General features: G+C 73.5%; 22 protein-coding genes. 10 read left to right on the top strand and 12 right to left on the bottom strand.

Translation table 11 applies throughout. The features are described from left to right. Window positions 1-269: 269 nt before the first annotated feature. Together ABT345_RS18560 and ABT345_RS18555 are read right to left on the bottom strand one after the other, a co-directional pair. Window positions 270-689, bottom strand: a complete 420-nt coding sequence (locus ABT345_RS18560; protein WP_345079478.1) for a hypothetical protein — start codon at window positions 687-689, stop codon at window positions 270-272. Window positions 690-869: 180 nt separating this feature from the next. Beyond that, window positions 870-1,736 carry an isocitrate lyase/PEP mutase family protein gene (locus tag ABT345_RS18555; protein WP_345079475.1) on the bottom strand — a complete coding sequence of 289 codons (867 nt, stop codon included), beginning with the start codon at window positions 1,734-1,736 and terminating at the stop codon, window positions 870-872. 422 nt (window positions 1,737-2,158) lie between these two features. On the opposite strand from ABT345_RS18555, the gene serC reads away from it, so the two are divergent. Beyond that, complete coding sequence (gene serC / locus ABT345_RS18550; RefSeq protein ID WP_345079472.1) at window positions 2,159-3,277, top strand: phosphoserine transaminase; 1,119 nt, start codon at window positions 2,159-2,161, stop codon at window positions 3,275-3,277. A 173-nt stretch (window positions 3,278-3,450) separates the two neighbouring features. Continuing rightward, the gene (locus ABT345_RS18545; RefSeq protein WP_345079469.1) at window positions 3,451-3,924 is read left to right on the top strand and encodes a PPOX class F420-dependent oxidoreductase; all 474 of its coding nucleotides are present in this window, start codon (window positions 3,451-3,453) and stop codon (window positions 3,922-3,924) included. Window positions 3,925-4,186: 262 nt separating this feature from the next. On the opposite strand, the gene ABT345_RS18540 is transcribed toward ABT345_RS18545, so the two are convergent. Continuing rightward, a complete protein-coding gene (locus ABT345_RS18540) occupies window positions 4,187-4,927 on the bottom strand; it encodes a DUF4232 domain-containing protein (protein WP_345079466.1) in 741 nt (246 codons plus the stop codon). A 391-nt stretch (window positions 4,928-5,318) separates the two neighbouring features. On the opposite strand from ABT345_RS18540, the gene ABT345_RS18535 reads away from it, so the two are divergent. Beyond that, window positions 5,319-6,059 (top strand): VOC family protein, encoded by a 741-nt coding sequence (locus ABT345_RS18535; RefSeq protein ID WP_345079463.1) that lies wholly within the window; start codon window positions 5,319-5,321, stop codon window positions 6,057-6,059. Window positions 6,060-6,186: 127 nt separating this feature from the next. Here the strand turns inward: ABT345_RS18535 and ABT345_RS18530 are convergent, their stop codons facing one another. The 3 genes from ABT345_RS18530 to ABT345_RS18520 all read right to left on the bottom strand — a co-directional run bounded on the left by ABT345_RS18530 (window position 6,187) and on the right by ABT345_RS18520 (window position 8,489). Continuing rightward, window positions 6,187-6,531, bottom strand: coding sequence for a hypothetical protein (locus ABT345_RS18530; protein WP_345079461.1), 345 nt, complete (start codon window positions 6,529-6,531; stop codon window positions 6,187-6,189). Beyond that, window positions 6,528-7,391 carry a helix-turn-helix domain-containing protein gene (locus ABT345_RS18525; RefSeq protein ID WP_345079458.1) on the bottom strand — a complete coding sequence of 288 codons (864 nt, stop codon included), beginning with the start codon at window positions 7,389-7,391 and terminating at the stop codon, window positions 6,528-6,530. The genes ABT345_RS18530 and ABT345_RS18525 overlap by 4 nt, the downstream gene beginning before the upstream one ends. A gap of 105 nt (window positions 7,392-7,496) precedes the next feature. Then, window positions 7,497-8,489, bottom strand: a complete 993-nt coding sequence (locus tag ABT345_RS18520) for a TolB-like translocation protein (RefSeq protein ID WP_345079455.1) — start codon at window positions 8,487-8,489, stop codon at window positions 7,497-7,499. A 175-nt stretch (window positions 8,490-8,664) separates the two neighbouring features. Between ABT345_RS18520 and ABT345_RS18515 the strand changes: the two genes are divergently transcribed. Continuing rightward, window positions 8,665-9,381 (top strand): GDSL-type esterase/lipase family protein, encoded by a 717-nt coding sequence (locus tag ABT345_RS18515; protein WP_345079452.1) that lies wholly within the window; start codon window positions 8,665-8,667, stop codon window positions 9,379-9,381. Window positions 9,382-9,438: 57 nt separating this feature from the next. Then, window positions 9,439-10,437 carry an aldo/keto reductase gene (locus ABT345_RS18510; protein WP_345079449.1) on the top strand — a complete coding sequence of 333 codons (999 nt, stop codon included), beginning with the start codon at window positions 9,439-9,441 and terminating at the stop codon, window positions 10,435-10,437. A gap of 201 nt (window positions 10,438-10,638) precedes the next feature. Here ABT345_RS18510 and thpR read toward each other — a convergent pair whose 3' ends face one another. The 3 genes from thpR to ABT345_RS18495 form a co-directional block, all read right to left on the bottom strand. Beyond that, a complete protein-coding gene (thpR, locus tag ABT345_RS18505) occupies window positions 10,639-11,214 on the bottom strand; it encodes an RNA 2',3'-cyclic phosphodiesterase (RefSeq protein ID WP_345079446.1) in 576 nt (191 codons plus the stop codon). Between the two features lie 110 nt (window positions 11,215-11,324). Continuing rightward, window positions 11,325-12,764, bottom strand: coding sequence for an MFS transporter (locus ABT345_RS18500; RefSeq protein WP_345079443.1), 1,440 nt, complete (start codon window positions 12,762-12,764; stop codon window positions 11,325-11,327). 29 nt (window positions 12,765-12,793) lie between these two features. Beyond that, complete coding sequence (locus tag ABT345_RS18495) at window positions 12,794-13,231, bottom strand: MarR family winged helix-turn-helix transcriptional regulator (protein WP_030285761.1); 438 nt, start codon at window positions 13,229-13,231, stop codon at window positions 12,794-12,796. 130 nt (window positions 13,232-13,361) lie between these two features. Here ABT345_RS18495 and ABT345_RS18490 point away from each other — a divergent pair, with 130 nt between their 5' ends. Both ABT345_RS18490 and ABT345_RS18485 read left to right on the top strand, forming a co-directional pair. After that, window positions 13,362-13,595, top strand: a complete 234-nt coding sequence (locus ABT345_RS18490) for a ribbon-helix-helix protein, CopG family (RefSeq protein ID WP_345079439.1) — start codon at window positions 13,362-13,364, stop codon at window positions 13,593-13,595. A 256-nt stretch (window positions 13,596-13,851) separates the two neighbouring features. Continuing rightward, on the top strand, window positions 13,852-15,252 hold the full coding sequence (locus ABT345_RS18485) for an MFS transporter (RefSeq protein ID WP_345079436.1): 1,401 nt from the start codon (window positions 13,852-13,854) through the stop codon (window positions 15,250-15,252). Between the two features lie 28 nt (window positions 15,253-15,280). On the opposite strand, the gene ABT345_RS18480 is transcribed toward ABT345_RS18485, so the two are convergent. Continuing rightward, window positions 15,281-16,747, bottom strand: a complete 1,467-nt coding sequence (locus tag ABT345_RS18480) for an NCS2 family permease (RefSeq protein ID WP_345079434.1) — start codon at window positions 16,745-16,747, stop codon at window positions 15,281-15,283. 272 nt (window positions 16,748-17,019) lie between these two features. Here ABT345_RS18480 and ABT345_RS18475 point away from each other — a divergent pair, with 272 nt between their 5' ends. Together ABT345_RS18475 and ABT345_RS18470 are read left to right on the top strand one after the other, a co-directional pair. Continuing rightward, window positions 17,020-17,295, top strand: coding sequence for a DUF2530 domain-containing protein (locus ABT345_RS18475; RefSeq protein WP_345079432.1), 276 nt, complete (start codon window positions 17,020-17,022; stop codon window positions 17,293-17,295). A 57-nt stretch (window positions 17,296-17,352) separates the two neighbouring features. Beyond that, window positions 17,353-19,800, top strand: a complete 2,448-nt coding sequence (locus ABT345_RS18470; RefSeq protein ID WP_345079429.1) for an HAD-IC family P-type ATPase — start codon at window positions 17,353-17,355, stop codon at window positions 19,798-19,800. A gap of 149 nt (window positions 19,801-19,949) precedes the next feature. Here ABT345_RS18470 and ABT345_RS18465 read toward each other — a convergent pair whose 3' ends face one another. Next, on the bottom strand, window positions 19,950-20,771 hold the full coding sequence (locus tag ABT345_RS18465; protein WP_345079426.1) for a calcium-binding protein: 822 nt from the start codon (window positions 20,769-20,771) through the stop codon (window positions 19,950-19,952). A gap of 225 nt (window positions 20,772-20,996) precedes the next feature. Here ABT345_RS18465 and ABT345_RS18460 point away from each other — a divergent pair, with 225 nt between their 5' ends. After that, a complete protein-coding gene (locus ABT345_RS18460; RefSeq protein ID WP_345079423.1) occupies window positions 20,997-21,173 on the top strand; it encodes a hypothetical protein in 177 nt (58 codons plus the stop codon). A 77-nt stretch (window positions 21,174-21,250) separates the two neighbouring features. On the opposite strand, the gene ABT345_RS18455 is transcribed toward ABT345_RS18460, so the two are convergent. After that, the gene (locus tag ABT345_RS18455) at window positions 21,251-24,511 is read right to left on the bottom strand and encodes a sacsin N-terminal ATP-binding-like domain-containing protein (protein ID WP_345079884.1); all 3,261 of its coding nucleotides are present in this window, start codon (window positions 24,509-24,511) and stop codon (window positions 21,251-21,253) included. Between the last annotated feature and the right edge of the window lie 215 nt (window positions 24,512-24,726).

Genomic DNA, 24,726 nt, shown 5'->3' with positions numbered 1-24,726 from the left:
TCCCCACGTCAGCGGCTGCTTCACGGCGGGCGCCCGCAGGTGTCCTCCTTCCATGGTCCCTCCCGGGCACGGGTCCGGAAAGCGGCGGCGGGGGACGAGGGCGGTCGGACCGGGTGACCGCGAGGCCGGGGGCCAACCGGTCGGCCCCGGCAGCTCTGCTGGGCGTGGCGGCGCTCGACGCCCCGGGCATCCGGTCGAGGCCGAAGCCATCGCGGTCCTGGACCGACCGGATCCCCCGGCGCCACCACGGCCACGCTCGGAGCCGCAGGTCAGCCCCGCTTCGCCGCCTCCCGACGCGACGGCCGGTCGTCGTGGTCCGCGTCCCCTTCGGGGTCGTCGCCCCCGGTGGCCGCGCTCTCGTGGCGCGGCGGGGTGTCCTCCTCCTCGTCCTCGTCCTCCGAGCGGGGATCGTCGTGCGGCACCGTCTTCTGTTTGACGCCCTCTCCGTTCTCCACCCGCTGGTCGATCGCGCCGCCGCCCCCGTCGTGGTCGCTGCCCGCCGTGCCCTTGCTCAGCGGGGCCAGGATGTTGAGGGTGCGGTCGACCTCCAGCCAGGAGTCGGCGTTGGAGTTGTCGATCCAGAGCAGCGCCGGGCCGTGGTGCGTCTCCATCCCGCCGTCGGGGGCGTCGGCGGCGGCCGGGGCGGCGCCCCACGGCACCCCACAGCAGGCGCCGACCGCCACGGCCACGGCCGCCCCCGCCTTCCGGATCGGCCCTGTTCCCGGTGGCTTCCGCCGCCTGCGGCCCGTCGCTCCCGCCACTTGTGTTCTCCGTCCGCTCATGTCGTTCCTCTCCTCTGCCCTCTCTCCGGCCACGGCCCGGGGGCGCGGCGCGGACCACGGCCACCGGGTCCGGCGCCCCGCAGGCCGTCAGACGCGGGCCGTCGCCCGTTGCGGAGCGCGATGCCGGCTGAGGTTCTTCTCCAGCAATTCCGTGGAGCGCTGGACGCCGATCGCCCCGGCTCCGGAGAATTCCGGCAACCGGCCGTCGGAATGCTGAATGTCTTCGAGGGCGACATCGATCGCACGGTGCGCGGCGAAAAGGCAGGGCGTGCTGTAGATGGCGACCTGACAGCCCAGATCGGCGAGTTCGGAGAGGGAGAGGCGGGGGGATTTTCCGCCGGCGATCTGATTGAAGAGCAGCGGTTTGTCGCCGATGACCTTACGGATACGGCGGATCCATTCGACGCTGCGGACGCCGTCGACGAGAACCACGTCCGCGTCGGTCTCGGCGAGTGCCGCGGCGCGGCGCAGGATGTCGGATTCCTCCGTCGCGTCGGTGCGGGCGACGACCACCATGTCCTGTCTGCTCGCCAGCACCAGGTTCAGCTTTTCCAGATAGGTGTCGAGCGGCAGGACCAGCTTGCCGTCGGCGTGCCCGCAGCGGCGCGGGCGCATCTGGTCCTCCAGGATGACGCCCGAGGCGCCGCCGCGCTCCAGGCGCTGCACCACGTGGCAGGCGACCTCGGGGTCCACGTAGCCGTCGTCGATGTCGACCAGCAGATGGTGGTCCGGAAAGGCCAGCCGCAGCCTTTCGACGAAGGCGGCCATGTCGGGCCAGGCGATGAAACCGATGTCGGGCAGCCCGTAATGCGAGGCGGCGAAGCCGAATCCGGAGACGAAGAAACCGTTGTACCGACTCGCCGCGATGGATGCCGAGTACATGTCGTAGACGCCGATGAGCGGGGTCGTTCCGGGAGATCGGATTTCCTCGCGCAGCGCGTTTCCGTACGTCATGGGGTCCTCATTTCGGGTAGGCGGGAATATCACCCCTCCCCGTCGGCACCCGGCGTTTGGCGGGCACGCCGAAGGGAGGCGTCATATCGAAAGGAAGGGGAGTCCTCGCTCGTTGCGGGGCCGTAGAGAACTTTGCAAATTTTGCCCGTTGATTGCCTTGCGACACGCAAGCCGATCCGTCGTTCCGCCCTCCTGGACGAAGCGATTTCCCCCAGGTCAACACGGGTACGCACGGTCACCCTCACGAGGGATGGCGCGCCGTCCGCCCGCGCCGTGAAACCGGGGGCCGGCAGAAATCCTTGTCGTCCTTTTACCTGCTCATTACCGATGGCCCCCGTCGTGCCCACCCACACGCAGGACGGCCCATCTCACCCGGTGGACGGGGCGTCGGGCCCGGATCGGGGACGGATTAGGCTGCCTGCGTGGCTGATATCCAGATTCCCGCTGACATCAAGCCCGCCGACGGACGCTTCGGCGCGGGCCCCTCCAAGGTGCGGACGGAGGCGCTGGCCGCGCTGGCCGCCACCGGCTCCTCCCTGCTCGGTACCTCCCACCGCCAGGCCCCGGTCAAGAACCTGGTCGGTTCGGTGCGCGACGGCGTACGCGATCTGTTCCAGCTCCCCGAGGGCTACGAGGTGATCCTCGGCAACGGCGGCTCCACCGCCTTCTGGGACATCGCGACCCACGGCCTGATCGAGAACAAGTCGCAGCACCTCACCTTCGGCGAGTTCTCCTCGAAGTTCGCCAAGGCGGCCAAGCTGGCGCCGTGGCTCGCCGAGCCCACCGTCGTCGCGTCCGACCCCGGTACCCACCCCGAGCCGCGGGCCGAGGCGGGCACCGACGTCTACGCCCTGACCCACAACGAGACCTCCACCGGTGTCGCCGCCCCGATCAAGCGGGTCGCGGGCGCCGACGAGGGCGCGTTGGTGCTGGTCGACGCCACCTCCGGCGCGGGCGGTCTGCCCGTCGACATCACCGAGAGCGACGTCTACTACTTCGCCCCGCAGAAGTCGTTCGCCTCCGACGGCGGCCTGTGGCTCGCGGCCTTCTCCCCCGCCGCGCTGGAGCGCGCCCGCGCCGTGCACGCCTCGGGCCGGCACATCCCGGAGTTCTTCTCGCTGCCGACGGCGATCGACAACTCCCTGAAGAACCAGACGTACAACACCCCGGCGCTGGCCACCCTCTTCCTGCTCGACGAGCAGTTGAAGTGGATCAACGGCCAGGGCGGTCTGGAGTGGTCCACGGGCCGCACCGCCGCCTCCGCCGCCGCCCTGTACGGCTGGGCCGAGAAGTCGTCGTACGCCACCCCGTTCGTCACCGACCCGGCGAAGCGTTCGCAGGTCATCGGCACCATCGACTTCGACGACTCGGTCGACGCCGCCGCGGTCGCGAAGGCGCTGCGCGCCAACGGCATCGTCGACACCGAGCCGTACCGCAAGCTCGGCCGCAACCAGCTGCGCATCGCGATGTTCCCGGCCATCGACCCGGCGGACGTCGAGGCGCTGACGGTCTGCATCGACCACGTCATCGGCAAGCTCTGACCCTCCCGGGGCACGGCCGTCCGGCGGCCGGCCCCGGAGCGGTACGGCACCGCGGCCCCCGGATCCCGCCCGGATCCGGGGGCCGCGCCGCGTCCGTGCCCGGGGGCGGCCGTCCGCCCGAACGGCCCCGCCCCCACGGGCCGAACGCCGCCGCCTGTGCCTCCATGGGAGGTATGAGCACTCCACCCACCGACCCCGACCTCGCCTCCTTCGTACGCCAGGGCGCGGTGCTGCTCACCACCTTCAAACGGGACGGCACCGGTGTCGGCACCCCGGTCAACCTCTCCGTCGACGGGGACCACGCGTACTTCCGTACGTACGGCAAGGCGGCGAAGGTCAAGCGGATGCGGAACTTCCCCGAGGTGGAGATCTGCTGCTCCACCTGGCGCGGCCGCCCCACCGGCCCCACCTACCGGGCGCGGGTGCGGCTGCTCGATCCGGCGACCCGCGAGTACCGCCGCGCCGGCCGCAGCCTGACCCGCAAGTACCCGCTGCTGCACGGCCTGTTCGTCCCGATCGCCCACCGCATCATGCGCGACACCACGCTCCACTACGAACTGCGCCTGACCGGCCTGAAGGAGCCCGAGGCCAGGGACGCCGACGCGGCGGCGGAGAAACGCTGGGACAACGAGGGCGGGGCGCTGTAGCGGCCGGCGCCGCGGCCCGGGCACCCGGCATCCGTACGGCGGTGAACGCACCGGAGGCCGGCACCGACGGGGGGCGGTGCCGGCATCCGGCAGGGTTGGCCCCGGTCGCCACCCGGCGCCGGACCGTGCGGGGGAGGTCCGGTGCCGGCGCCGGGTGACCCGGGGCCGTGGGTCGGCTCAAGGGGGCAGGCACTCCCTTGAGCCGGGTTCGTGGGCCCGGGCGCGACGGCCCGGGCGCGAAGGGCCCGCAGCGGGCCCGGGGTCAGCTGCCGCTGCCCGAGGCGAGGGCGGAGACCAGGAACTCGTTGCCGCAGACCCGCAGGCCGTCGGCGGCGCGGGCGGTCATCTTGGTCTTCGAGCCCGGCGCGTACACCTGGACCAGCGCGGCGTCCTTCCAGCAACCACCGTCCTTGAGCCCCTCGTTGATGGTGTGCAGCACGGTGTGCGCGGAGCCGCCCGGGGCGAGGGTCACGGCGCCGTCCACGGAGCCCTCGCGGTCGGCCGGGTGCCCGATGGCCGAGCCGTCCTTGGCGAGCAGGGCGATGCCGGGGTAGCCGCGCAGGGTGCAGGTCTTCTTGCCGGTGTTGGTGAACGACAGCGGGTAGCGGATGTTGCCGGCGCCCGTGTCGCTCTGCCCCAGCTCCAGCCGCAGGACGTCGGCCTCGCAGCGGTCGCTCGCGTTGTCCTGCGAGGCGGCCGCCGCCGCTTCCCGCGCGGTCGCCGCACCGGCGCCGGAGCCACCGGTCGAACCGCCGGACGAGCCGCCGGAGGTCCCCGAGCCGCCGGAGGTCCCGGCGGCGCCCGGCTTCGCGTCGTCGGACGCCTGACCGCCGCTCGACGCCTGACCGCCCGAGGCACCGGACGCCGAGGCTGCGGAGGACTTGCCGGCCGCGTCCGCGCCGCCGTCCGAGTTGTCGCACGCGGTCAGGCCGAAGGCGGCGGCCGCGGCGAGCGCGAGAGCTGCGGTGGTACGGACCGGACGGAGAAGGGTGCGGTGCGACATGAGGGTGCGTTCCTTTGCCATGGGGGGAGCGGCCTGCCCGGAGCGCCGGGCCGTGAGGTTCGACCCCTCCAAGGTGCGCCCTCGCGCTGGCGTCCCGCTAACGCGCGGCTAACACCTCCCGAAACCCCTGCCGGACCCCTGCCGGACCCCTGCCGGCCCCATGCCGATGATCACCCGGAAGCCCCGGACCTGCACTTTCGCCCCCACCGCCCGCCTTCACCCGTTCCGTCACACCAGCCACCACAGCCACCACCACGGCCACGATCACGGCCACGGCCAAACGGCCACCCGCCGACCACCAACTGCCGCCACCGGCACGCGAGTTGCCACACCCACACTCCAATCCCCCACCACCGTCCCCCGTCAACGACCAGCACATACGATCGACCGCATGGCACTGCGACTGGTGAACGTGAACTTCAAGGCGCGCGATGACGCGGCGCTCGGCCGCTTCTGGGCGGCGGCCCTCGGCTGGGGCCTGTCCAGCGAGGGCCCCGGGGTGACCAACGTGGAGCCCCATGACTTCCGCTGGCCCGCCCCCGAGGCGGTCTGCGTCGACGTCGTCAAGGTCCCGGACCCCGAAACGGTGCGGTACCGCGTGCACGTCGACCTCGCCACCACCTCCGCGGACCACCAGAAGGAGCTGGTCGCACACCTGCTGGAACTCGGCGCCACCCCCGCCGACGTGGGTCAGGGCGACGTGCCGTGGACGGTCCTCGCCGATCCCGAAGGCAATGTTTTCTGCGTGCTGGAGCCGCGCGAGATCTACCGGGACACCGGCCCGATCGCCGCGCTGGTCGTCGACTGCGCGGACCCGCGCGCCCTGGCCCGGTTCTGGGACGAGGCGCTGGACTGGACCCTGCACGAAGTGACCGACGACCGCGCGGTGTTGCGCTCCGCCCAGGGCGTCGGCCCCTACCTGGAACTCATCCGCCGCACCGGCCCGACGTCCGCGCCGAGCCGCGCCCATCTCGACGTGATGCCGTACCGCGGCGACGACCAGGAGACCGAGGCCGCCCGCCTGCAGGCCCTGGGCGCCACCACCGCCGACGTCGGCCAGGGCGACACCCCTTGGAAGGTCCTGGCCGACCCGGAAGGCAACCAGTTCTGCATCCTCGGCACACCGCGCTGAGCCGGAGCCGCTTCCGCTCGGGGCCGTGAGGGGGCTCGCCGGCGGGGGCATTGGCCTCGTGCCGCAGGGGCGGGGCCAACGCCCTCGCCTGACGACCGCCCTCGCCGGACAGCGGGATGACGCTGGTTCACACCGGGATGCCGGACAACTTGGACAGTCGTAGCAGCTCCGGATTGCTGCGGCGGTGCAGGGCGGACAGGACGCGGAAGACCTCCATCGCCATGGGGTGGATCCGGGCCATCTGCGGAGCGGCCTCCCACGCGTCCGACAAGGACTCCAGAGCCCCGTCGCGGTCCCCCACGTCCAGCCGGGCCCTGGCGAGGTTCATCCGGGACGGCGCGACACGGGTGGCGGGCAGGCCCGCCAGGGCCGCATCCAGGTTTTCCGCCACCTTCAGCGCCTCGCGGGGCCTCCCCAGGTCGAGCCGGGTGGCCAGAACGTGCGTGGTCGTGTTCCGGGGCCCGAAGATCATGCTGTGCCGGTTCCGGTCCCGCTGGAACCATGCGGAGGCCTCCCAGGCCGAAGCGATGTGGCGCTCCGCCTCCTTCTTTCCTTCCTTCTTTCCTTCTTTCCTTCCTTCTTGTCCTTGAGACGTCCGGCCAAGGTCATCCCCCGAAGGTTCAGAAGTCCGACCGCGAAGGCCCTTTCCTGCCCCGACAGACCGGCCTGCGCCTGACCGATGGCCCGGTCCACCACCATGAGGCCGCCCTCGAAGTCGCCGCCGTTCAGATAGGCCCCGGCCCTGTCCCTAGCGGCAATGGCCCTGCCCAGCGGGGTGGCCTTCTGCTCGACGGCCCAGCTCTGACGCGTCACGGCCGGCTCGGCCATGTCCATCCAACGATGCCGGGCGGCCAGCCAGTAGACGCTGCTGTAGACCTCGGACAGCGCCATCCAGCCCTCCGTCGTGTGGGCCGCATACGCATACGTCGTCGCGTTCCGCAGAAGCCCGGGGAGCAGCGCCAGCAGCCGGTCCACCTCCGCCTTGTCCCGGTGGCGTCCGGCGGCACGTACGGAAGCCCGGAGAGCGTCTCCCTCGACTGCCTGACACCCGGGCAGATCGTAATCCCGGACCGCCGACCGGAGGCCCGCCAGACGCGCTTCATCCCCCTGGGGCACCGAGGCTTGGCCCAGCACCTCGGCCATGCTCACTCCCATGGCCCTGCCCAGATCGGCAGCGATGGCCGGGGTCAGGGTGCGGTCCCCCACTTCGATCTTGGAGAGCAAAGAAACGCTGACATTGGCCAGCCTCGCCAGCCGTCTCTGGGTGAGCCCGCGTTCCTTCCTCAGCCCGGCAAGGTTCACGCCCGGCGCCAGTTCGGTGCTCTTGCCCATGTGATCAGCCCTATCCAGGAAGACAGTCGCCGCAGCCATCGTCGCGGGCAGGGCGAACAACTGCCGCGGCCAGAAGGTGCGCCCCCTCGACCAGGGAACAGCCCCTCACCCCTTCCGTCTGAACACCCTCCGCAGCCCCGTCACCACCACCGTCGCCAGGACGAGCACCAGGCCCGCCTTGATCAGTCCGGGGCTGAGGGTCGTGTCGTCCCCGGAGCTGCCGGAGCCGTTCTTGCCGTTGTCCGGGCCCTGGCCCGCTGCCGACTCGGGTAGCTGATTGCCGCTCAGGCCGACCGGCTCCACGGGGCTGTTCGCGCCCTCGGAGCCGAACATCAGGGTGCGGCCGTCGGGGGTGAAGCTCACCGATTCGCCCTGTTGCTGGACCGGGACCCCGACGCTGCCGAGGTCCTTGGGGCGGTTGTCCTGCCAGGCGTACATGCGGGCGCCGAAGTAGCTGCGGAGGATCAGCCGGGTGCCGTCGGGGGAGAACGAGCCGTCGGTGACCCACAGGTCGATCGGTGCGACCTTGCGGAAGACGTTCGTTCGGGACGTCGACAGCTGCTCGGGGGCGGCGTAGAGCGCACCGCCGCCGCCCTGCTTCTTGCTGGCTATGTAGACCCGGCCGGTCTTCGGGTGGACCATCAGCGCCTCGGCGTCGCGCGGGCCGTCGGCGTACTTCACGTCGAACTGGGTGGCGGTGACCGTCTGGTCGCGCAGCTGCTTCGGCTCCGGGAAGCGGTAGATCCAGACGTGGTCCCAGGTGCCGTCGAGGTTGTCGCCGATGTCGCCGACGTAGATGTTGCCGTCGGGGCCGATGGAGATCGCCTCGACGTCGCGGGGGTCGCCTATGCCGCGCAGGGTGACGGTGGCGACGGTGCGGCCGGTGCGGGAGTCGACGGCGTAGACGTACGGGCCGTCGTCGCTGTCGTTGTGGGTCCAGTAGACGCCGGGGTGCGTGCGGCTGGCGATCAGGCCGCTGGACTCGGTGATCCGGTGGTCGCTGATCCGGAAGCCGTCCGGCTCGTCGGCGGCCGCGGGCGCGACGGCCCCACTCATCAAAAGCCCCGCGGCACCGGCCGCGCACAGAAGCGAACGCATGGGCTCAGGGTGCCATCCCGCGGTCCGGCAGGGGACAGCCTGTGGACAACCCCGGGAGGAGCGGGCGCGGGGCGCGCGGCGCCGCCCGCGCCCGGTGCGCCGCCCGCACCCGATATGCGACCCGCGTGGGCAGGGTCACGTACCGCCCGGTAACGGCGTCGGAGATCATGGCGGGATGAGGATCATGCCCGTCGGTGACTCGATGACCATCGGCAGCTGCGGTGACTTCACCTGGCGTTACCGCCTGTGGCAGCACCTGCGCGCCACCCACGACGGGCCGTTTTCGCTGGTCGGGCCGCGCGCGGGGCTGCACGACACCGCCGCCGACGCCGCCACCTCGCAGCGCTACGCCGACCCGGCCTTCCCGCCGGAGGCCCGTCGCCACCTCGCCGGGTGGGGCGAGGGCTGGCTGCACATGGCGCCGCTGATCGGCGACGCCGTACGCGCCCACCGCGCCGGCACCCTGCTGGTCTCGCTCGGCCTGATAGACCTCGGCTTCTACACCAACGCGGCCCAGACCGCGGCGAACGTACGGGCGTTCCTGACCGCGGCCCGCCGCGCCGACCCGCGCATCCGGGCCGTGCTGCTGCCCGTCCTCGCCAACTCCCGCGCCGCCGACGACCCGGAGTTCGCCGCCGAGTGCGCCCGCTTCAACACTCTCCTCGCCGAGACCGCCGCCGACCTCACCACCCCCGCCTCCCCCTTCCTCCTCGCCCCGGCCCCCAGCCCCTGGGACCTCGCCCACCACACCTACGACGGCACCCATCCCTCCCCCGCCGGTGAGCACGCCCTCGCCGCGGCGTTCGCGGAAACGCTGCACGCGGCATGGGGCATCGGCGGCCCGTACGCGGCGGCGCCCGGCGCCCGGACCCCCGAGTACGCGGCGGGCTGAGCCGCCACACCCCGCCCCTCCTTGCTTCGAGCGCGCTCGAAGGCGTTGGCTGCCTGCATGGAGTACACGCAGCTCGGACGCACCGGACTCAAGGTCAGCCGTCTCGTTCTCGGCACGATGAACTTCGGCCCGCAGACCGACGAGGCCGGCAGCCACGCCCTCATGGACGCCGCCCTGGACGCCGGGATCAACTTCTTCGACACCGCCAACGTCTACGGCTGGGGCGAGAACAAGGGCCGTACGGAGGAGATCATCGGCTCGTGGTTCGCCCGGGGCGGCGGGCGCCGGGACAAGGTGGTGCTGGCCACCAAGGTCTACGCGAACATGGCCCCCGACGGCGCGCCCGCCTGGCCCAACCACGACAGGCTCTCCGCCGTGAACATCCGCCGCGCGGTCGACGCCTCGCTGCGCCGCCTGGGCACCGACCACATCGATCTGTACCAGTTCCACCACGTCGACCGCGCGACGCCGTGGGACGAGATCTGGCAGGCCATCGACGTCCTCGTCCAGCAGGGCAAGATCCTCTACGCCGGGTCCTCCAACCACGCCGGCTGGCATCTCGCACAAGCCAACGAGACCGCCCGCCGCCGCGGCTCGTACGGGCTGGTCAGCGAGCAGTGCCTGTACAACCTCGCGGAGCGGCGGGCCGAGATGGAGGTGATCCCGGCGGCCGAGAGCTACGGCCTCGGCGTCATCCCGTGGTCGCCGCTGCACGGCGGGCTGCTGGGCGGCGCGCTGCGCAAGGAGCGGGAGGGCGGCGCGGCGCGCACCACCTCCGGCCGGGCGGCCGACGCGCTCGCCGATCCCGTGGTGCGCGCACAGCTGACGCGGTACGAGGATCTGCTGGCCGAGCACGGTCTGGAGCCCGGTGAGGTGGCGCTGGCCTGGCTGCTGACCCGCCCCGGCGTGACCGGCCCGATCACCGGCCCGCGCACCCCGGAACACCTCGCCTCGGCGCTCCGCGCCGTCGCCCTGGAGCTGCCGCCGGAGCTGCTGACGGCCCTGGACGAGATCTTCCCGGGACCGGGTGCCTCCCCGGAGGCGTTCGCCTGGTGACCGTGCCGCCGCCCGGTGACCGCGCGGCCCTGATGCGGCGGTCCGTCCTCCCGGGGGCGGGCCGCCGGGTGCGGGATACGGATCAGCGCAGGGCGGCCGCCACGATGACGACGACGAGCAGCAGCGCGAGCAGGCCGGACATGATCCGGTTCCGGGTTTTCGGGTCCACCCTGTGAGCGTACCGGGCCCGTTCCGAACGTTTCAGCGACCGGGGTGGCCCAGCGGCCACGCCTCCACCGTCTCGTAGCGGGGGTGGGCGCCCGCGACGCCCGGGGCGGGCGGGTGGCTGCGGACGAGGGCGAGCGAGGCGGCGGTCCAGGGGCTGCCGTCGAAGGGTTCCAGCGCGGCGGCGAACGGTGCGAGGTCCACCCGCGGGTCGCGGTTGCGGGCCAGGGTGAGGTGCGGGGTGTAGCCGTGGCGCCCGTTGACGATGAGGCCGGTGCGGCGGCCGGCGGCCGCGGCGGTGCCGGCCAGCTTCCGCATCGCCGCCAGATCGCCGTCCGCGCCCGCCCACAGCACCCGGTCGTCGAACCGTCCGCCGCCGGTGATCCGCAGCCCGTACGGGGCGTGCCGACGGGCGCCGCGGGCCAGGCGTTCGCGCAGCTCGGGCAGGGTTTCGTCGGGGACCTCGCCGTAGAAGGCGAGGGTGAAGTGCCAGCCGTCGCGCCCGGCCCAGCGCAGCCGCCCGGCGCCCGGCAGCGTGCGTAGCGCCTCGACCTGCCGGGCCAGCTCGGCGACGGCTGATCCGGGCGGCAGCACCGCGGCGAAGAGTCTCATCCGGCCAGTGTCGCGCGGGCGCCGCCGCACGGAAACGGCTTTGGCCGCGGCCCCGGAAAGCCGCCGGCCCCCGCCTCGGGAGGCGGGGGCCGGCGAGCGGGCGGCCGGGGTCAGGCGACCGGCAGCGGTTTGTCCCGGGAGGCGGCCGGCTCCGCGCCGTCCTCCGGGAGGGCGACACGGGGCACGAAGGCGACGTGTTGGTGGCCGCGGCGGAGGTCTATCTTCAGCCGCAGTCCACCCGTACGGGCCAGGATCAGTCCGATGAGGACGGCGGCGAGCAGCGAGACCAGACCGCCGGAGAGGAAGCCGATCCGCGGGCCGAAGGTGTCGGTGATCCAGCCGACGAGCGGCGCGCCCAGCGGCGTACCGCCGACGAAGACCATCATGAACAGCGCCATCACCCGGCCGCGCATCAGCGGGTCGGTGGCCAGCTGGACGCTGGAGTTGGCGGTGACGTTGATCGTCAGGCCGACCACGCCGATCGGCGCGAGCAGCACCGCGAAGATCCAGAACGACGGGGCGAGCGCGGCGGCCATCTCCAGGACGCCGAAGAGCACGGCGGCGCCGACCAGCAGCCGCAGCCGGGACGACGCACGCCGCGCGGCCAGCAGCGCACCGACCAGCGAACCGGCCGCCATCAGCGAGTTGAACAGCGCGTAGGTGCCCGGACCCTGGTGGTAGACGTGGTAGGTGAAGGCGGTCAGCCAGATCGGGAAGTTGAAGCCGAAGGTGCCGATGAAGCCGACGAGGACGATCGTCCAGATCAGCTCGGGCCGCCCGGAGACGTACCGCAGCCCCTCGCGCAGCTGCCCCTTGCTGCGCGGCACCCGCTCGACCTTGTGCAGCTCGGCGGTGCGCATCATCAGCAGTCCGGCGATCGGCGCGGCGAACGACAGGCCGTTGAGCAGGAACGCCCAGCCGCTGCCGAAGGCGGTGATCAGCGCACCGGCGACGGCCGGGCCGATGAGGCGGGCGGACTGGAAGTTGGCGGAGTTGAGGCTGACGGCGTTGCGCAGGTCCTCCTTGCCGACCATCTCGACGACGAACGCCTGCCGCGAGGGGTTGTCGACGACGGTGACGAGCCCGAGCAGGAACGCGGTCAGATAGACGTGCCAGACCTGGACGGAGCCGGTGAGGGTCAGCGCGGCCAGCGCCAGCCCGGTGCCGCCCATCGCGGACTGGGTGACCAGCAGGAGCTTCCGCTTGGAGAAACGGTCGGTGAGCACGCCGCCGTACAGCCCGAACAGGAGCATCGGCAGGAACTGCAGGGCGGTGGTGATGCCGACGGCGGCGGAGGAGCCGGTGAGGCTGAGCACCAGCCAGTCCTGGGCGATGCGCTGCATCCAGGTGCCGGTGTTGGAGACCACCTGGCCGGTGGCGAAGAGGCGGTAGTTGCGTACGCGCAGCGAGCTGAACATGCCCTTGCGCGGGGCGGCCGCGGGTGCGCTCGGGGGCGCCCCGCGCCCGGTGGCCTCGGGCGAGGTGCCGGGGGCCGTCTCGTGCGGGGTGTACGGTGCGGGGACGGAGTCTGATCCGGATCCCGTACTCAACGTCGGTTCGCCTCCTCGGCTCGGTGTCGCTACAGCTGGGCGAGCTTCTCCAGGACCGGCGCGGCGGCGCGCAGCTTCGCCCACTCGTCGTCGTCCAGCCCGGTGGCCAGCTCGGCGAGCCAGGCGTCGCGTTTGTGGCGGCTCTCGGCGAGCATCGCCTCGGCCTGCTCGGTCTGGGTGACGACCTTCTGCCGGCGGTCGTCGGGGTGCGGCTCCAGCCGGACGAGCCCCTTGGCCTCCAGCATGGCCACGATGCGCGTCATCGACGGCGGTTGCACATGCTCCTTGCGGGCCAGCTCCCCGGGGGTCGCGTGGCCGCAGCGGGCGAGGGTGCCGAGCACCGACATCTCGGTAGGGCTCAGCGACTCGTCGACCCTCTGGTGCTTGAGGCGGCGGGAGAGGCGCATCACGGCGCCCCGCAGGGCGCTCACGGCGGCAGCGTCGTCGCCGCGGGACAGGTCCGGCATGTTTGTTAGCGTAACTCATTACCCTTTCTAAGGAAAGCCATGGGAGACGGACGCATCCGCATCACCCGTACGAGTGAGGACGCGCGGGAAAACGACGCACCTGACGGGTGTCTGCGGAGACGGTGTCCTCATGGGATCGCGAGTGCTCAGCCTGCGTCTGGACGACGAACTGCTGGAGCGCATCCGGCAGCACGCGGCGAAACGCGGTATGAGCGTCCAGGACTACGTCGTCCGGACGCTCGTCCGCGAGGATTTCGACGAACGCTTCCAGTCCTCCGTCGACGCGACGGAACGCCTCGGCGGCTGGGGCGACACGGCGGCGGAGGCGGAGGCGGCCGACGGATCTCCGGCGGCGCACGGTTGACGGTCCCGGGCGGGCCGCCCGCGGCACGTGGTTGACGACTCCGGGCGGGCCGCCCGTGGTGCGCGGTTGACGACTCCGGGCGGGTCGCCCGTGGTGCGCGGTTGATTGCTCCGGGTGCCTCACCCCGGTGACCGCGGCGGGCCGCCGCCCGGCCGCCGCGCCGCTCCCCGTCAATCCGTTTGCTCCGGCGGCCGCGGCCCGCTAGCTTCGGCCGGTCGCGCGCGAGGTGCGGCCGCAGGGCGAGGAGAGCGCGGGCGTGACGGGGTCCAGGGAGCCGCTCGGGCGGCGGTTCAACCGGCTGTGGGCGGCGTACACCGTCAGCGCCTTCGGCACCCGGCTGGCGTTCAACGCGCTGCCGCTGACCGCCCTGCTCCTGCTGCACGCCGGGCCCACGCAGGTGGCGGCGTTGTCAGCGGTGGGCGCCGCGGTCGGGGCGGTCGCCGCCGTCCCGCTCGGGCCCTGGGTGGAGCGGCGCCGCAAACGGCCCGTGATGATCGCGACGGACCTGGTGCGGTGCGCGGCGATGCTGAGCATCCCCGCGGCGTACGCGCTGGGCCTCCTGGGATTCGTACAGCTCCTGGTGGTCTCCGTCGTGGTCGGCGCCGCCGACATCGCCTTCGCCGCGGCGAGCGGCGCGTTCCTCAAGTCGCTGCTGCCGCCGGAGCGCCTGCTACGCGCCAACGGCCGGCTGGAGGCCACCACCTGGACCACCACCATGCTCGGCCCGCCGCTCGGCGGCGCCGCGGTCGGCGTGCTGGGCCCGATGCTGACGGTGACGGTGGACGCTGTCAGCTATCTGCTGTCCGCGCTGGGGCTGCGTGCGGTCGGGGGCGGTGAGCCCCGGCCGGGCGGTGTCCCGGGGCCGCGCACGGAGAGCGCGCCCGGCGGGGACACGGACGCGGGGCGGCGGGCACCGGACGGCGCGGAGGCGGGCGGGCCCGGGGCAGGCGGCGCGGAGGCCGACGGCTCCGGACCGGGCGCCCCGGAGCCCGGCGAGGCCGCGGCCCGTCCCCGTACCCGCGCCGCCGATCTGCTCACCGGCTGGCGGTTCCTGCTGGGCGACCCGGCGCTGCGGCCGCTGTTCCTCAACACCATGCTGGTCAACGGCCTGATCATGGCGACCGAGCCGCTGCTGACCGTGCTGCTCGTCGAGCGCCTGGGCTTCGCGCCCTGGGCGTACGGGCTGGCCTTCGCGCTGCCCTGCGCGGGCGGGCTGCTCGGCTCCCGGCTGGCCCGGCCCCTGGTGGCGCGCTACGGCCGCCGGGCGGTGCTGCTCACCGCGGGGACGCTGCGGGTGTGCTGGCTGCCGTGGCTGGCGCTGACCGGGCCGGGGGTGGGCGGCTTCGCGCTGGTCGTCGCCGTCGAGCTGGCCATGATCTGCTGCATCGGGGTCTACAACCCGGTGCTCGTGACGTACCGGCTCGAACGGATTCCGGCGGACCGGGTGGCGCGGGTGCTGGCGGCGTGGTCGGTGACGTCCCGGGCGTCGATCGCGGCACTGACCGCGCTGGGCGGTCTGCTCGCCGCCGTCGCCGGGCCGCGGACCGCGCTACTCACCGCCGGGCTCCTGGCCCTCACCACCCCGCTGCTGCTGATCGGCGCCGCCCGCACGGTGCGCGACGCGGCCCCGGAAACACCGGAGGTGCCGGCCCGCTGACGCGGCGCCGGCACCTCCCGGGAAGCGGTTACTTGCCGAGCAGCTGCTCGATCGGGTTGAGCAGGAAGTACACCAGGAAGCACAGGCCCACGGCGTTGAGCAGCCAGGGGATCTCCTTGAAGCGGCCGGTGGCGGTGCGCAGCAGGATGAAGGCGAGCACGCCGATGCCGATGCCGTTGGTGATGCTGTAGGTGAACGGCATCGCGATCATGGTGAGGAACGCCGGGATGGCGACGGTGAAGTCGCCCCAGTCGATGTCCCGGACGTTGGACGCCATGATCAGGAAGCCGACGACGATCAGCGCGGGCGTCGCCGCCTGCGCGGGCACCACGGTCGCCAGCGGCGTGAAGACCAGCGCGAGCAGGAAGAGCCCGCCGGTGACGACGTTCGCCAGGCCCGTACGGGCACCCTCGCCGACACCGGCGGTGGACTCGACGAAGCAGGTGTTGGCGGAGGCGGAGCCGACGCCGCCCGCCGCGACGGCGATGCCGTCGACCATCAGGATGCGGCCCATGCCGGGCAGGTTGCCGTTCTCGTCGGTCAGCCCCGCCTCCTCGCCGACGCCGATGATGGTGCCCATCGCGTCGAAGAAGCCGGAGAGCAGCACGGTGAAGACGAAGAGGCAGCCGGTCAGCCAGCCGACCTCCTTGAAGCCGCCGAAGAGGCTGATGTGGCCGATGAGCCCGAAGTCCGGCGTGTCGACGATCTTGTCGGGGACGTTCGGGACGGCGAGGCCCCAGGCGGCGTCCGGGATGGTGGCGATGGCGTTGATGATGATCGCGACGACGGCCATGACGACCATGCCGATGAGGATCGCGCCCTTGGTCTTGCGGACCACCAGCATGAACATCAGCACCAGGCCCAGCACGAAGACCAGCACCGGCCAGCCCTTGAGCTGACCGCCCTGGCCCAGGCCCATCGGCACGGTGGTGTGCGCGGCGTCCGGGTTGCGGCTGACGAACCCGGCGTCGACCAGGCCGATCAGCGAGATGAACATGCCGATGCCGATCGCGATGGCGCGCCGCAGCCCCGGCGGGATGGCGTCCATGACGCGCTGCCGCAGACCGGAGGCGACGAGGATCATCAGCACCAGACCGGCGAGGACGACCATGCCCATCGCGTCCGGCCAGCTCATCTTGGGGGCAAGCTGGAGGGAGACGACGGCGTTGATGCCCAGGCCCGCGGCGATGGCGATCGGGACGTTGCCGATGACGCCCATCAGGACGGTGCTCAGACCGGCCATCAGGGCGGTGGCGGTGACCAGCTGCCCGTTGTCGAGCTGGTGGCCGTATTTGTCCACACCAGCGCCGAGGATGATCGGGTTCAGCACGATGATGTAGGCCATCGCGAAGAAGGTCGCCAGGCCACCGCGGAGTTCGCGGCCCACCGTCGAGCCCCGCTGGGAGATCTTGAAGAAGCGGTCGAGCCCGTTCTTGGGCGGGTGACCTGGGCTCCGAAGAGCATTTTCGACCGGTGTGGTGGCCGAGGACGACATGGGCGGGACCTTTGTGGGACGGGCCTGGGTCAGGCGCGGGGGCTCGGCCCGGGTGGATCCCGGGACGGGTGCACGGACAGCTAGTTTCCCGATCAGTTTGGAGCAATCAACGATTCAAACCAGTCAGATCCGGAAGAGTTCAGTATGAATAAACAATTCGTTGATCGCTATCTTCGCGCGTAGACCCCGGCGCCGCACGACCGCCCCCGGGCCGCGGGAACCGGCCACGGCCGGGCGCGGGTCCGCCGGACGGCCCCCGTAAGCTGGGGCCCATGTGGAAGAAGTCCGAACTGCGCGCGGCTCCGGCGCCGCTTGAGGGGCCGGTCGTCGGCACGATCACCGGCGGCACCATCATCTGGTTCGTCCTCTTCCTCGGCCAGTTGCCCTTCTATCCGCTGTTCGCCCGCGCCGGCCACGCCTGGTGGGTGTGGACCTGCCTGGCCGGCGGCGGGCTCGGCTGCCTCGGGATCTGGTACGTCCGCAAGCGGGACGCCGCCATCAAGCGCGCCGCCGAGGCTGCCGCCGAGAGCGCACCCGACGCCGCCTGATCCACCGCGCCACCCGCCCAGCGGGTGCGCCAGGCCCCGTCCCCGTACCGTCGAACCATGACGCAGTGGGCGAAACCCGGCGGTGGCCCGGCGCCGGACGACAGCGGCTCCGCGGGGCCGGACGGCGGCAGCGCCCGCACGGCGCCCGGGCGCGGCGGCGGGCCGCCCGCGCATCCGGGGCTGACCGCCGCCGAGGTCGCCGAGCGGGTCGCCCGCGGCGAGGTCAACGACGTGCCGGTGCGCTCCTCGCGCTCGGTGCCGGACATCGTGCGGGCCAACGTCTTCACCCGCTTCAACGCCATCATCGGCGTCCTCTTCGTGATCATCCTGATCGTCGGCCCGATCCAGGACGGGCTGTTCGGCTTCGTCATCCTCGCCAACACCGGCATCGGCATCTTCCAGGAGCTGCGCGCCAAGCGGACGCTCGACAGCCTCGCGGTCGTCGGGGAGGCGAAGCCGACCGTCCGGCGCGACGGGCGGGCCACCGCGCTCTCCACCTCCGCGGTGGTCCTCGGCGACGTCATCGAGCTGGGGCCCGGCGACAAGGTCGTCGTGGACGGCACCGTCCTGGAGGCGGACGGCATGGAGATCGACGAATCGCTGCTGACCGGCGAGGCGGATCCGGTGCTGAAGAAACCCGGAGAGCCGGTGATGTCGGGCAGCTTCGTGGTCGCCGGCGGCGGCGCGTTCACCGCGACGCGGGTCGGCCGCGAGGCGTACGCGGCGCAGCTCGCCGAGGAGGCCAGCCGCTTCACGCTCGTCCACTCCGAGCTGCGCTCCGGCATCAGCACGATCCTGCGCTACGTGACGTGGATGATGGTCCCGACCGCGCTCGGGCTGATCCTCAGCCACCTGTTCACCCTGCACATGGCGGGCGACGACGCGGTGCGGCGGATGGTCGCCGGGATCGTGCCGATGGTGCCCGAGGGGCTGGTGCTGCTGACGTCGGTGGCGTTCGCGATCGGGGTGATCCGGCTGGGACGCAAGCAGTGCCTGGTGCAGGAGCTGCCGGCGATCGAGGGGCTGGCCCGGGTCGACGTGGTCTGCCTGGACAAGACCGGGACGCTCACCGAGGGCGGCATGGACGTCAGCGCGCTGCGGCCGCTGAACGGCGCCGACGAGGCGCGGCTGCGGCAGATCCTCGGCGCGCTCGGCGGCGCCGACCCGCGGCCGAACGCCTCCCTGCTGGCCATCATCGCGGCCTTCCCCGAACAGGACGGCTGGCGGTGCGCCGCCGCGCTGCCGTTCTCGTCCGCCCGCAAATACAGCGGCGCCGTCCTCGACGACCCCGCGGGCGGCCGCGCGACCTGGCTGCTGGGCGCGCCCGACGTGCTGCTGCCGCCCGGCGATCCGGCGCTCGCCGAGACCGAGGAGCTGAACGCCGAGGGGCTGCGGGTGCTGCTGCTGGCCCGCAGCGCGCGGGCGCTGGACGATCCGGCGCTCGCCCGGGACGTGGAGGCGGCGGCGCTGGTGGCGCTGGAGCAGCGGCTGCGGCCGGACGCCGGGGCGACGCTGGCGTACTTCGCCGAGCAGGACGTGGCCGCGAAGGTCATCTCGGGCGACAACGCGGTGTCGGTGGGCGCGGTCGCCGGGCGGCTGGGGCTGCCGGGGGCGGCGGCGCCGGTGGACGCGCGGCAGCTGCCCGACGCGCCGGAGTCGATGGCCGCGACGGTCGAGGACGGCACGGTCTTCGGCCGGGTCACGCCGCGGCAGAAGCGGGACATGGTCACCGCCCTCCAGTCGCGCGGCCACCATGTCGCGATGACCGGCGACGGCGTCAACGACGTGCTGGCGCTGAAGGACGCGGACATCGGCGTCGCGATGGGCTCCGGTTCCGAGGCGACGCGGGCGGTCGCGCAGATCGTGCTGCTCGACAACAGCTTCGCCACGCTGCCGTCGGTGGTCGCCGAGGGCCGCCGGGTGATCGGCAACATCACCCGCGTCGCCACCCTCTTCCTGACGAAGACGGTCTACTCGGTGCTGCTGGCGCTGCTGGTGGCCTGCTGGCAGATCCCGTACCCGTATCTGCCGCGCCATCTGACGCTGCTGTCGACGCTGACCATCGGCGTCCCGGCGTTCTTCCTGGCGCTGGCGCCCAACAAGGAGCGGGCGCGGCCGCACTTCGTCCGCCGGGTGATGCGGTACGCGGTGCCGTCCGGGCTGATCGCCGGCGTCGCCGCGTTCGTGACGTATCTGCTGGCGCGCCACCACTACACCGGGCCGGGCGCGCTGCCCGCCGAGACCAGCGCGGCGACGCTGACGCTCTTCCTCACCGCGATGTGGGTGCTGGCGATCATCGCCCGCCCCTACACCTGGTGGCGGATCGCGCTGGTCACGGCGATGGGCGCGGCCTTCCTGATCGTGCTGGCCGTGCCGTGGCTGCAGCACTTCTTCGCGCTGCGGCTGGTGGGGACGGTGTTGCCGTGGACGGCCGTGGGGGTCGCGGCGGCCGCCGGGATCACGCTGGAGATCGTCTGGCGGCGGCTGGGGCGCACGTTGCCATGAGGGGCGGGTCCCGGGGCGGGCGTTGCCGTGCGGAGCGGGGCGGGCTCCGGGGCGAGCGGCGACACTGGTGGGCGGGCCGAGCCGTCGCCGCGCGGGGCGCCGCGCTCGCCGCCTCGCAGCGGTGACGGCCCGCTCCCCCGCCGCCCGGCTCAGTCCTGCTGGACGACGTCCTCGCCCGGCCCGCCGGAGAGCTGGTCCTTGCCCGGGCCGCCGTACAGGTGGTCGTTGCCGCTGTTGCCGTACAGGATGTCGTCGCCCGCGCCGCCGTTGAGTATGTCGTCGCCGGGGCCGCCGTAGATCGTGTCGTCGCCGTCGTCGCCGGAGAGGTCCTGGTCGCCCGGGCCGCCCTTGAGGACGTCGTCGCCGGCGCCGCCCTGCGCGAGGGCGGAGTCGCCGTTCGCCTCGATCGTGTCGCGGCCCTCGCCGCCGAGGACGGTCGCGGCCTCCCCCACCGTGATCCGGTCGTCGCCCGCGCCGCCGACGACCGTGCTGCCGTCGGCCCTCCCGCCGGTGGTCGCGGTGTCGTTGCCGGCGCCGAGCAGGATGCGGTTGAAGAAGTACGTCTCCCCGGCGGTGTTGGTCAGCGCGAGGCGGTCGTCGCGGTCGCCGAGGTCCATCGTCAGGGCGGCGTAGGGCGACTGGCTCTCGACGGTCCCGACCGTGCAGCGGACCTTGGTGGCGTCCGCCGCGTCCGGGTGGGTGCAGCCCTGACCTGCGGTGACGGGCACGCGGTCGTCGATCACATAGATGAGGCGGGTGCGGTCGTCCCCGTCGTAGGTCTCGGTGACGGTGACGTCGTTGGCCTGGCCCGGGGCGGCCGTGTAGGCGAGTTCCCGGCCGTTGCCGGCGACGGCGGCGGTGGCCTGCGGGGCGGCGGCGAAGGCGCTCGGGGCGGCGGCCCCGGCGGTCAGGACGAGGGCGAGGGCGGCCGCGGCGCGCAGGGCCGGGCGAGGGGTGAGGAAAGAGGGCATGGCGGACGCTTTCGTGAGGCGGTGGCGGATCCACCGCGGCATGCCCGCAGATCTATCCGGCCCGGTTGGCGGAAGCGTGAACTCCCTTGCGCCGAATGTCCGTTGTGCGTCACAGGCGTGCTACGGGGGCCGGTGGGGCGGCCGTACGGCGGGGCGTACCGGCCCTGTCACAGTGCCCTCGCCCGGCTGGCGCCCTCGCCGCCTCGCCACCTAGGGTCCCTGCCCATGGCTTTCTCCACGGGGGACCTCACCCACGAGGTACTGGCACGGTCGCATCACTACCACCACTCCTACCACTCGTCCGGCGGCGGCTCCGGGCCGATCCAGTGGTGGGAATGGCTCATCCTGCTGGTCGGCGCGGGGGCCATCATCTGGGGGCTGATCAGGAAGTTCGCCGGATGAGGCGCTGAACCGCCCAGGCTCGGCGCAGGACGCGGGGCGGTCCCGGCGATGGCCGGGGCCGCCCCGCGTCGCGTCCGTCAGTCGAACCAGCGCGCCCGCGCCAGCTCCTCGCCCCGGTCCGGCTCCTCCAGGAGGGCGGCGACCTCGAAGCGGCGGGGCCACTGGCCGGCGGCCCAGGCCAGTCCGGCGGCCACGCCCTCCAGCGTCGCCGCGTGCAGGTCGCCGTCCGGCGTCAGCCGCCAGTCCAGCTCGGCCGTGGCGTCGCCGTCGCCGACCAGCAGCTCCTCGTGCTCGGTGTACGCCTCGGGCGTGGCGGGCCCCAGCAGCGCCCGGACCTCGTCCGGCACCGCGTGCCGGACGCCCGCGGAGCGCACCTCGGCCGCCACCGCCTCGCTCAGCCGCGCGACCTGGAGCAGCTCGGCCAGTGCGGCGGCGCGGTCCGGGGCGACGGGCAGCAGCGCCCGCCCGGCCGCCAGCGGCATCAGGTCCGGCGCGTCGGCGACCAGCGCCTCGGCCGCGTCGACCACCCGCACCTCGCCGCCGGGCCCGCCGTCGGCGTCCGGGACGACCGCGCGCAGCGCGTCCGGCAGCGTCACCGCCTCCGGGTCGAGCAGCGCCAACTCGCCGTGGATCGCGTGGAGTTGGGCGGCGGTGACCGGCAGGTCCGGGTCGGCGAGGCGGCCCAGCAGCTCGGCGGCGCCGCCCGGCTCGTCCAGCAGCGCGGCCAGCGAGGTGCGCACCCCGAGCGCCCGCAGCACCTGCGGATCGACGTCCCCGGCGTCGGCCGCCTCGTACAGCCCGGCGAGCAGCGGATCGCCGCCCGCGGAGCGCAGTCCGGCGGGGTGGCGTCCGTCGAGGACGGGATGGCCGCGCAGCCACCAGGCGGTGTACGGGCGGACGGATTCCGTGGTGCCGTCGGGCAGCAGGACCCGCACGGGGCCGGTCAGGGCGTCGCGCAGCGGCGGTTGGGAGAGCAGGGCGAGCGCCTGCGGCCAGGCGTCGTCGTCGACGAGGTCGAGGTCGCGGACGGCGATCAGCTCGGTGACGACGGGCGGGACAGGGGTGTCGGGCAGCGCGTCGAGGATGTCCTCGCACCAGACGTCGACGGCGTCGAGCAGTCCGGCGTCGTCCGGTTCGGCGAAGTCGCCCTCGCGCGGCTCCAGTTCGTCCGGGTCGAGGACCACATCGGTGGCGCGGACCAGTGCGAAGGCGGCCAGCACGCCGACGGCGGTCAGCGGCTGTTCGCCCCAGCGGTCCACCAACTCCGCATCGACGGCGGCGAGTTCACCCGCACGGAGGACCTGTTCGAAGGCGCTGCCCGGGTAGACCAGTTCGCCGGCGGGGGCCAGTTCGCCGTCCTCGTCGGGGAGGGCGAGCGCGGCCAGCCACGGCTCGTCGCCGGGCGCGAGGCGGGCGTCGCGGACCAGGCCGAGGACCGTTTCGGCGATCTCGTCGGCGCCGGGCGGCGCGCCCGGTCCGTCCGGGTCGGCGAGCAGGTCCCAGGCGTCCTCGTCGGCGTCGAGGGAGCCCGCGACCGCGGCCCTGACCTGCGGCGTCGTCAGCACCGCACGCGGTGAGGCGGGCAGCGCGCCGAGCTTCTCCAGCAGCGGGTGGACGGCGTCGGGGTGGGCGACCTTCAGGCCGAGGCGGGTCAGCGTGGCGTACCGGGCCGCCGCGTCGTCCGCCGCGTCCGCCGCCTCCTCACCGGGTACCGGCAGCAGGACCTGGCGCGGGCCGAGCGTGGTGCGGACGGCGCCGCCGCCGGGCGCGGCCAGCGGGACGGGCAGCCCGGAGAGCCGGTCCGGGTCGGTGCCGGCCAGCGCGTCGTACAGCCGCCACCACCAGGACGGGGCGCGTTCGACACCCGCCAGCCGGTCGATCATCTCGCCGAGCGGGACCCGGGCGACGCCCAACGCCCGCAGTTCCGGGCGGCGTTCGAGCCCGGCGGGGAGCAGCGTGGGGAAGAGTTCGGCGAGGACGGCGACGGTGGCGGCGCCGCCGCCCTCCAGGATCTCCGCGTCGGCGGGGCGCAGTCCGTCGCGGGCGGCGCCCTCGGGCTCGTCCCAGGTGTCGTCGAGCGCCGTGGGCGGGGCGGCGGCCGGGGCGGCGGCGGGCAGGAAGCGCGTCCGGGGCAGCAACTCCAGGATCTTGCCGCGGAGTTCACCGTCGATCCCGCCCTTGCCGAGCGGGCCCGGGACCAGGTCCAGGGCGGCGGTGGTCAGCGGGCGCCAGGCGCCGAGCAGCGCGGCGTACGCGGCGGCGGCGCGCTCCACCAGGAAGTCGGCGAGCGGGCCGGGCGCGACGTGGCGCCGGGTCGGCTCCAGCGGGAACGACGCGATGAGCAGCGCCGGGAGGCCCATCGGCTCGTCCGTCGGCGTCGGGGCGTGCACCACGGGCGCGGTGCCGGGCGCCGCCGGGGCGCCGTCGGCGTCCACGGGCACCGCCCAGGTCACCGACCACACCGGGCGCAGCCGCTCCTCGACCGGCCGGTCCGCGAGGAGGGCGGGCTCCAGCGGGCCGCCGTCGGTCGCCACCCGCCAGCGGGTGTCGCCGCGCACGCTGTCCTCGATCCGGACCAGCTCGCCGTCGTCCGCGCGCCGCAACTCCCGTACGCCGTCCGGGGTTTCGACGACGATCTCGGCGAGGCCGGGGAGGGTCAGCAGGACGGCGGCGTCGATGCCGGCGAGCAGCCGCTCGGCGAGGTCCAGCGCGGCGCCGTCGCGCAGCGGCAGCACCACGGCGGTGTCGTATCCCTCGGGCGCGGTGCCCTCGGCGGGCAGCGGCAGGCGCAGCAGCGGGACATGGCCGTCGCGGCGGCGCAGTTCGCCGCCGAGGCCGGGGCTGTGGGCGGCGATCTCGCGGGTCAGCTCGCGCGCCTCGGCCAGCGACCAGCGGACGCCGCCGGTGCGGCCGATCAGCGCCGGCTCGTCGGAGACCGACAGCACGGCGGCGAACCCGACGCCGAACCGGCCGACCGCGCCGCTCGCCACGCCGGCCTCGCGCTTCGCGGAGGCGCGGAGGGTGGCGAGCGATTCGACGCCGGTGGCGTCCAGCGGGGCGCCGGTGTTGGACGCGACGAGCACGGCGGGGTCGTCGGCCTCGGCCGGGTGCAGGGTCAGCCGCAGGCGGCCGGGCACTTGGGCCCGGGCTGCGGCGTCGGCGGCGTTCTGGGCCAGCTCGACGACGAGGCGGTCGCGGTAGCCGCCGAGGGCGAGGTCCTCCTCGGCGTTGGCGTCCTCGCGGAAGCGGGCGGGGGAGGCCGCCCAGGCCTCCAGCACTCCGCGCCGCAGCCGTGAGGTGCCGAAGGGGTCGGAGCCCTCGGTCTCCCCGCGGACCATTGGCGTACCGGTCACTTGCGTCTCCGCTCTTGCAGGTCTTTGTTCTGACCGTAGCGTGGGGGCGCCTGCCCGGCGGGGGGAGGGCGGGGGCCGCGGTGCGTGGTGGGTGCGGTGGCGGGGTCGGGGGTGGTGTTGCAGCAACCAGACGGATCTGTTCAGCACCCTGCGTGAGGCCATGGGCCTGCGCTGACCTGCACGGACGGGAGGGGGAGACC

The organism is Streptomyces sp. NPDC000404 (assembly GCF_040300365.1).
GTDB classification, from domain to species: Bacteria; Actinomycetota; Actinomycetes; order Streptomycetales; family Streptomycetaceae; genus Streptomyces; species Streptomyces ramulosus.
The sequence above is the reverse complement of the archived record's forward strand: the minus strand, read 5'-3'. Positions and strand labels throughout refer to the sequence as shown.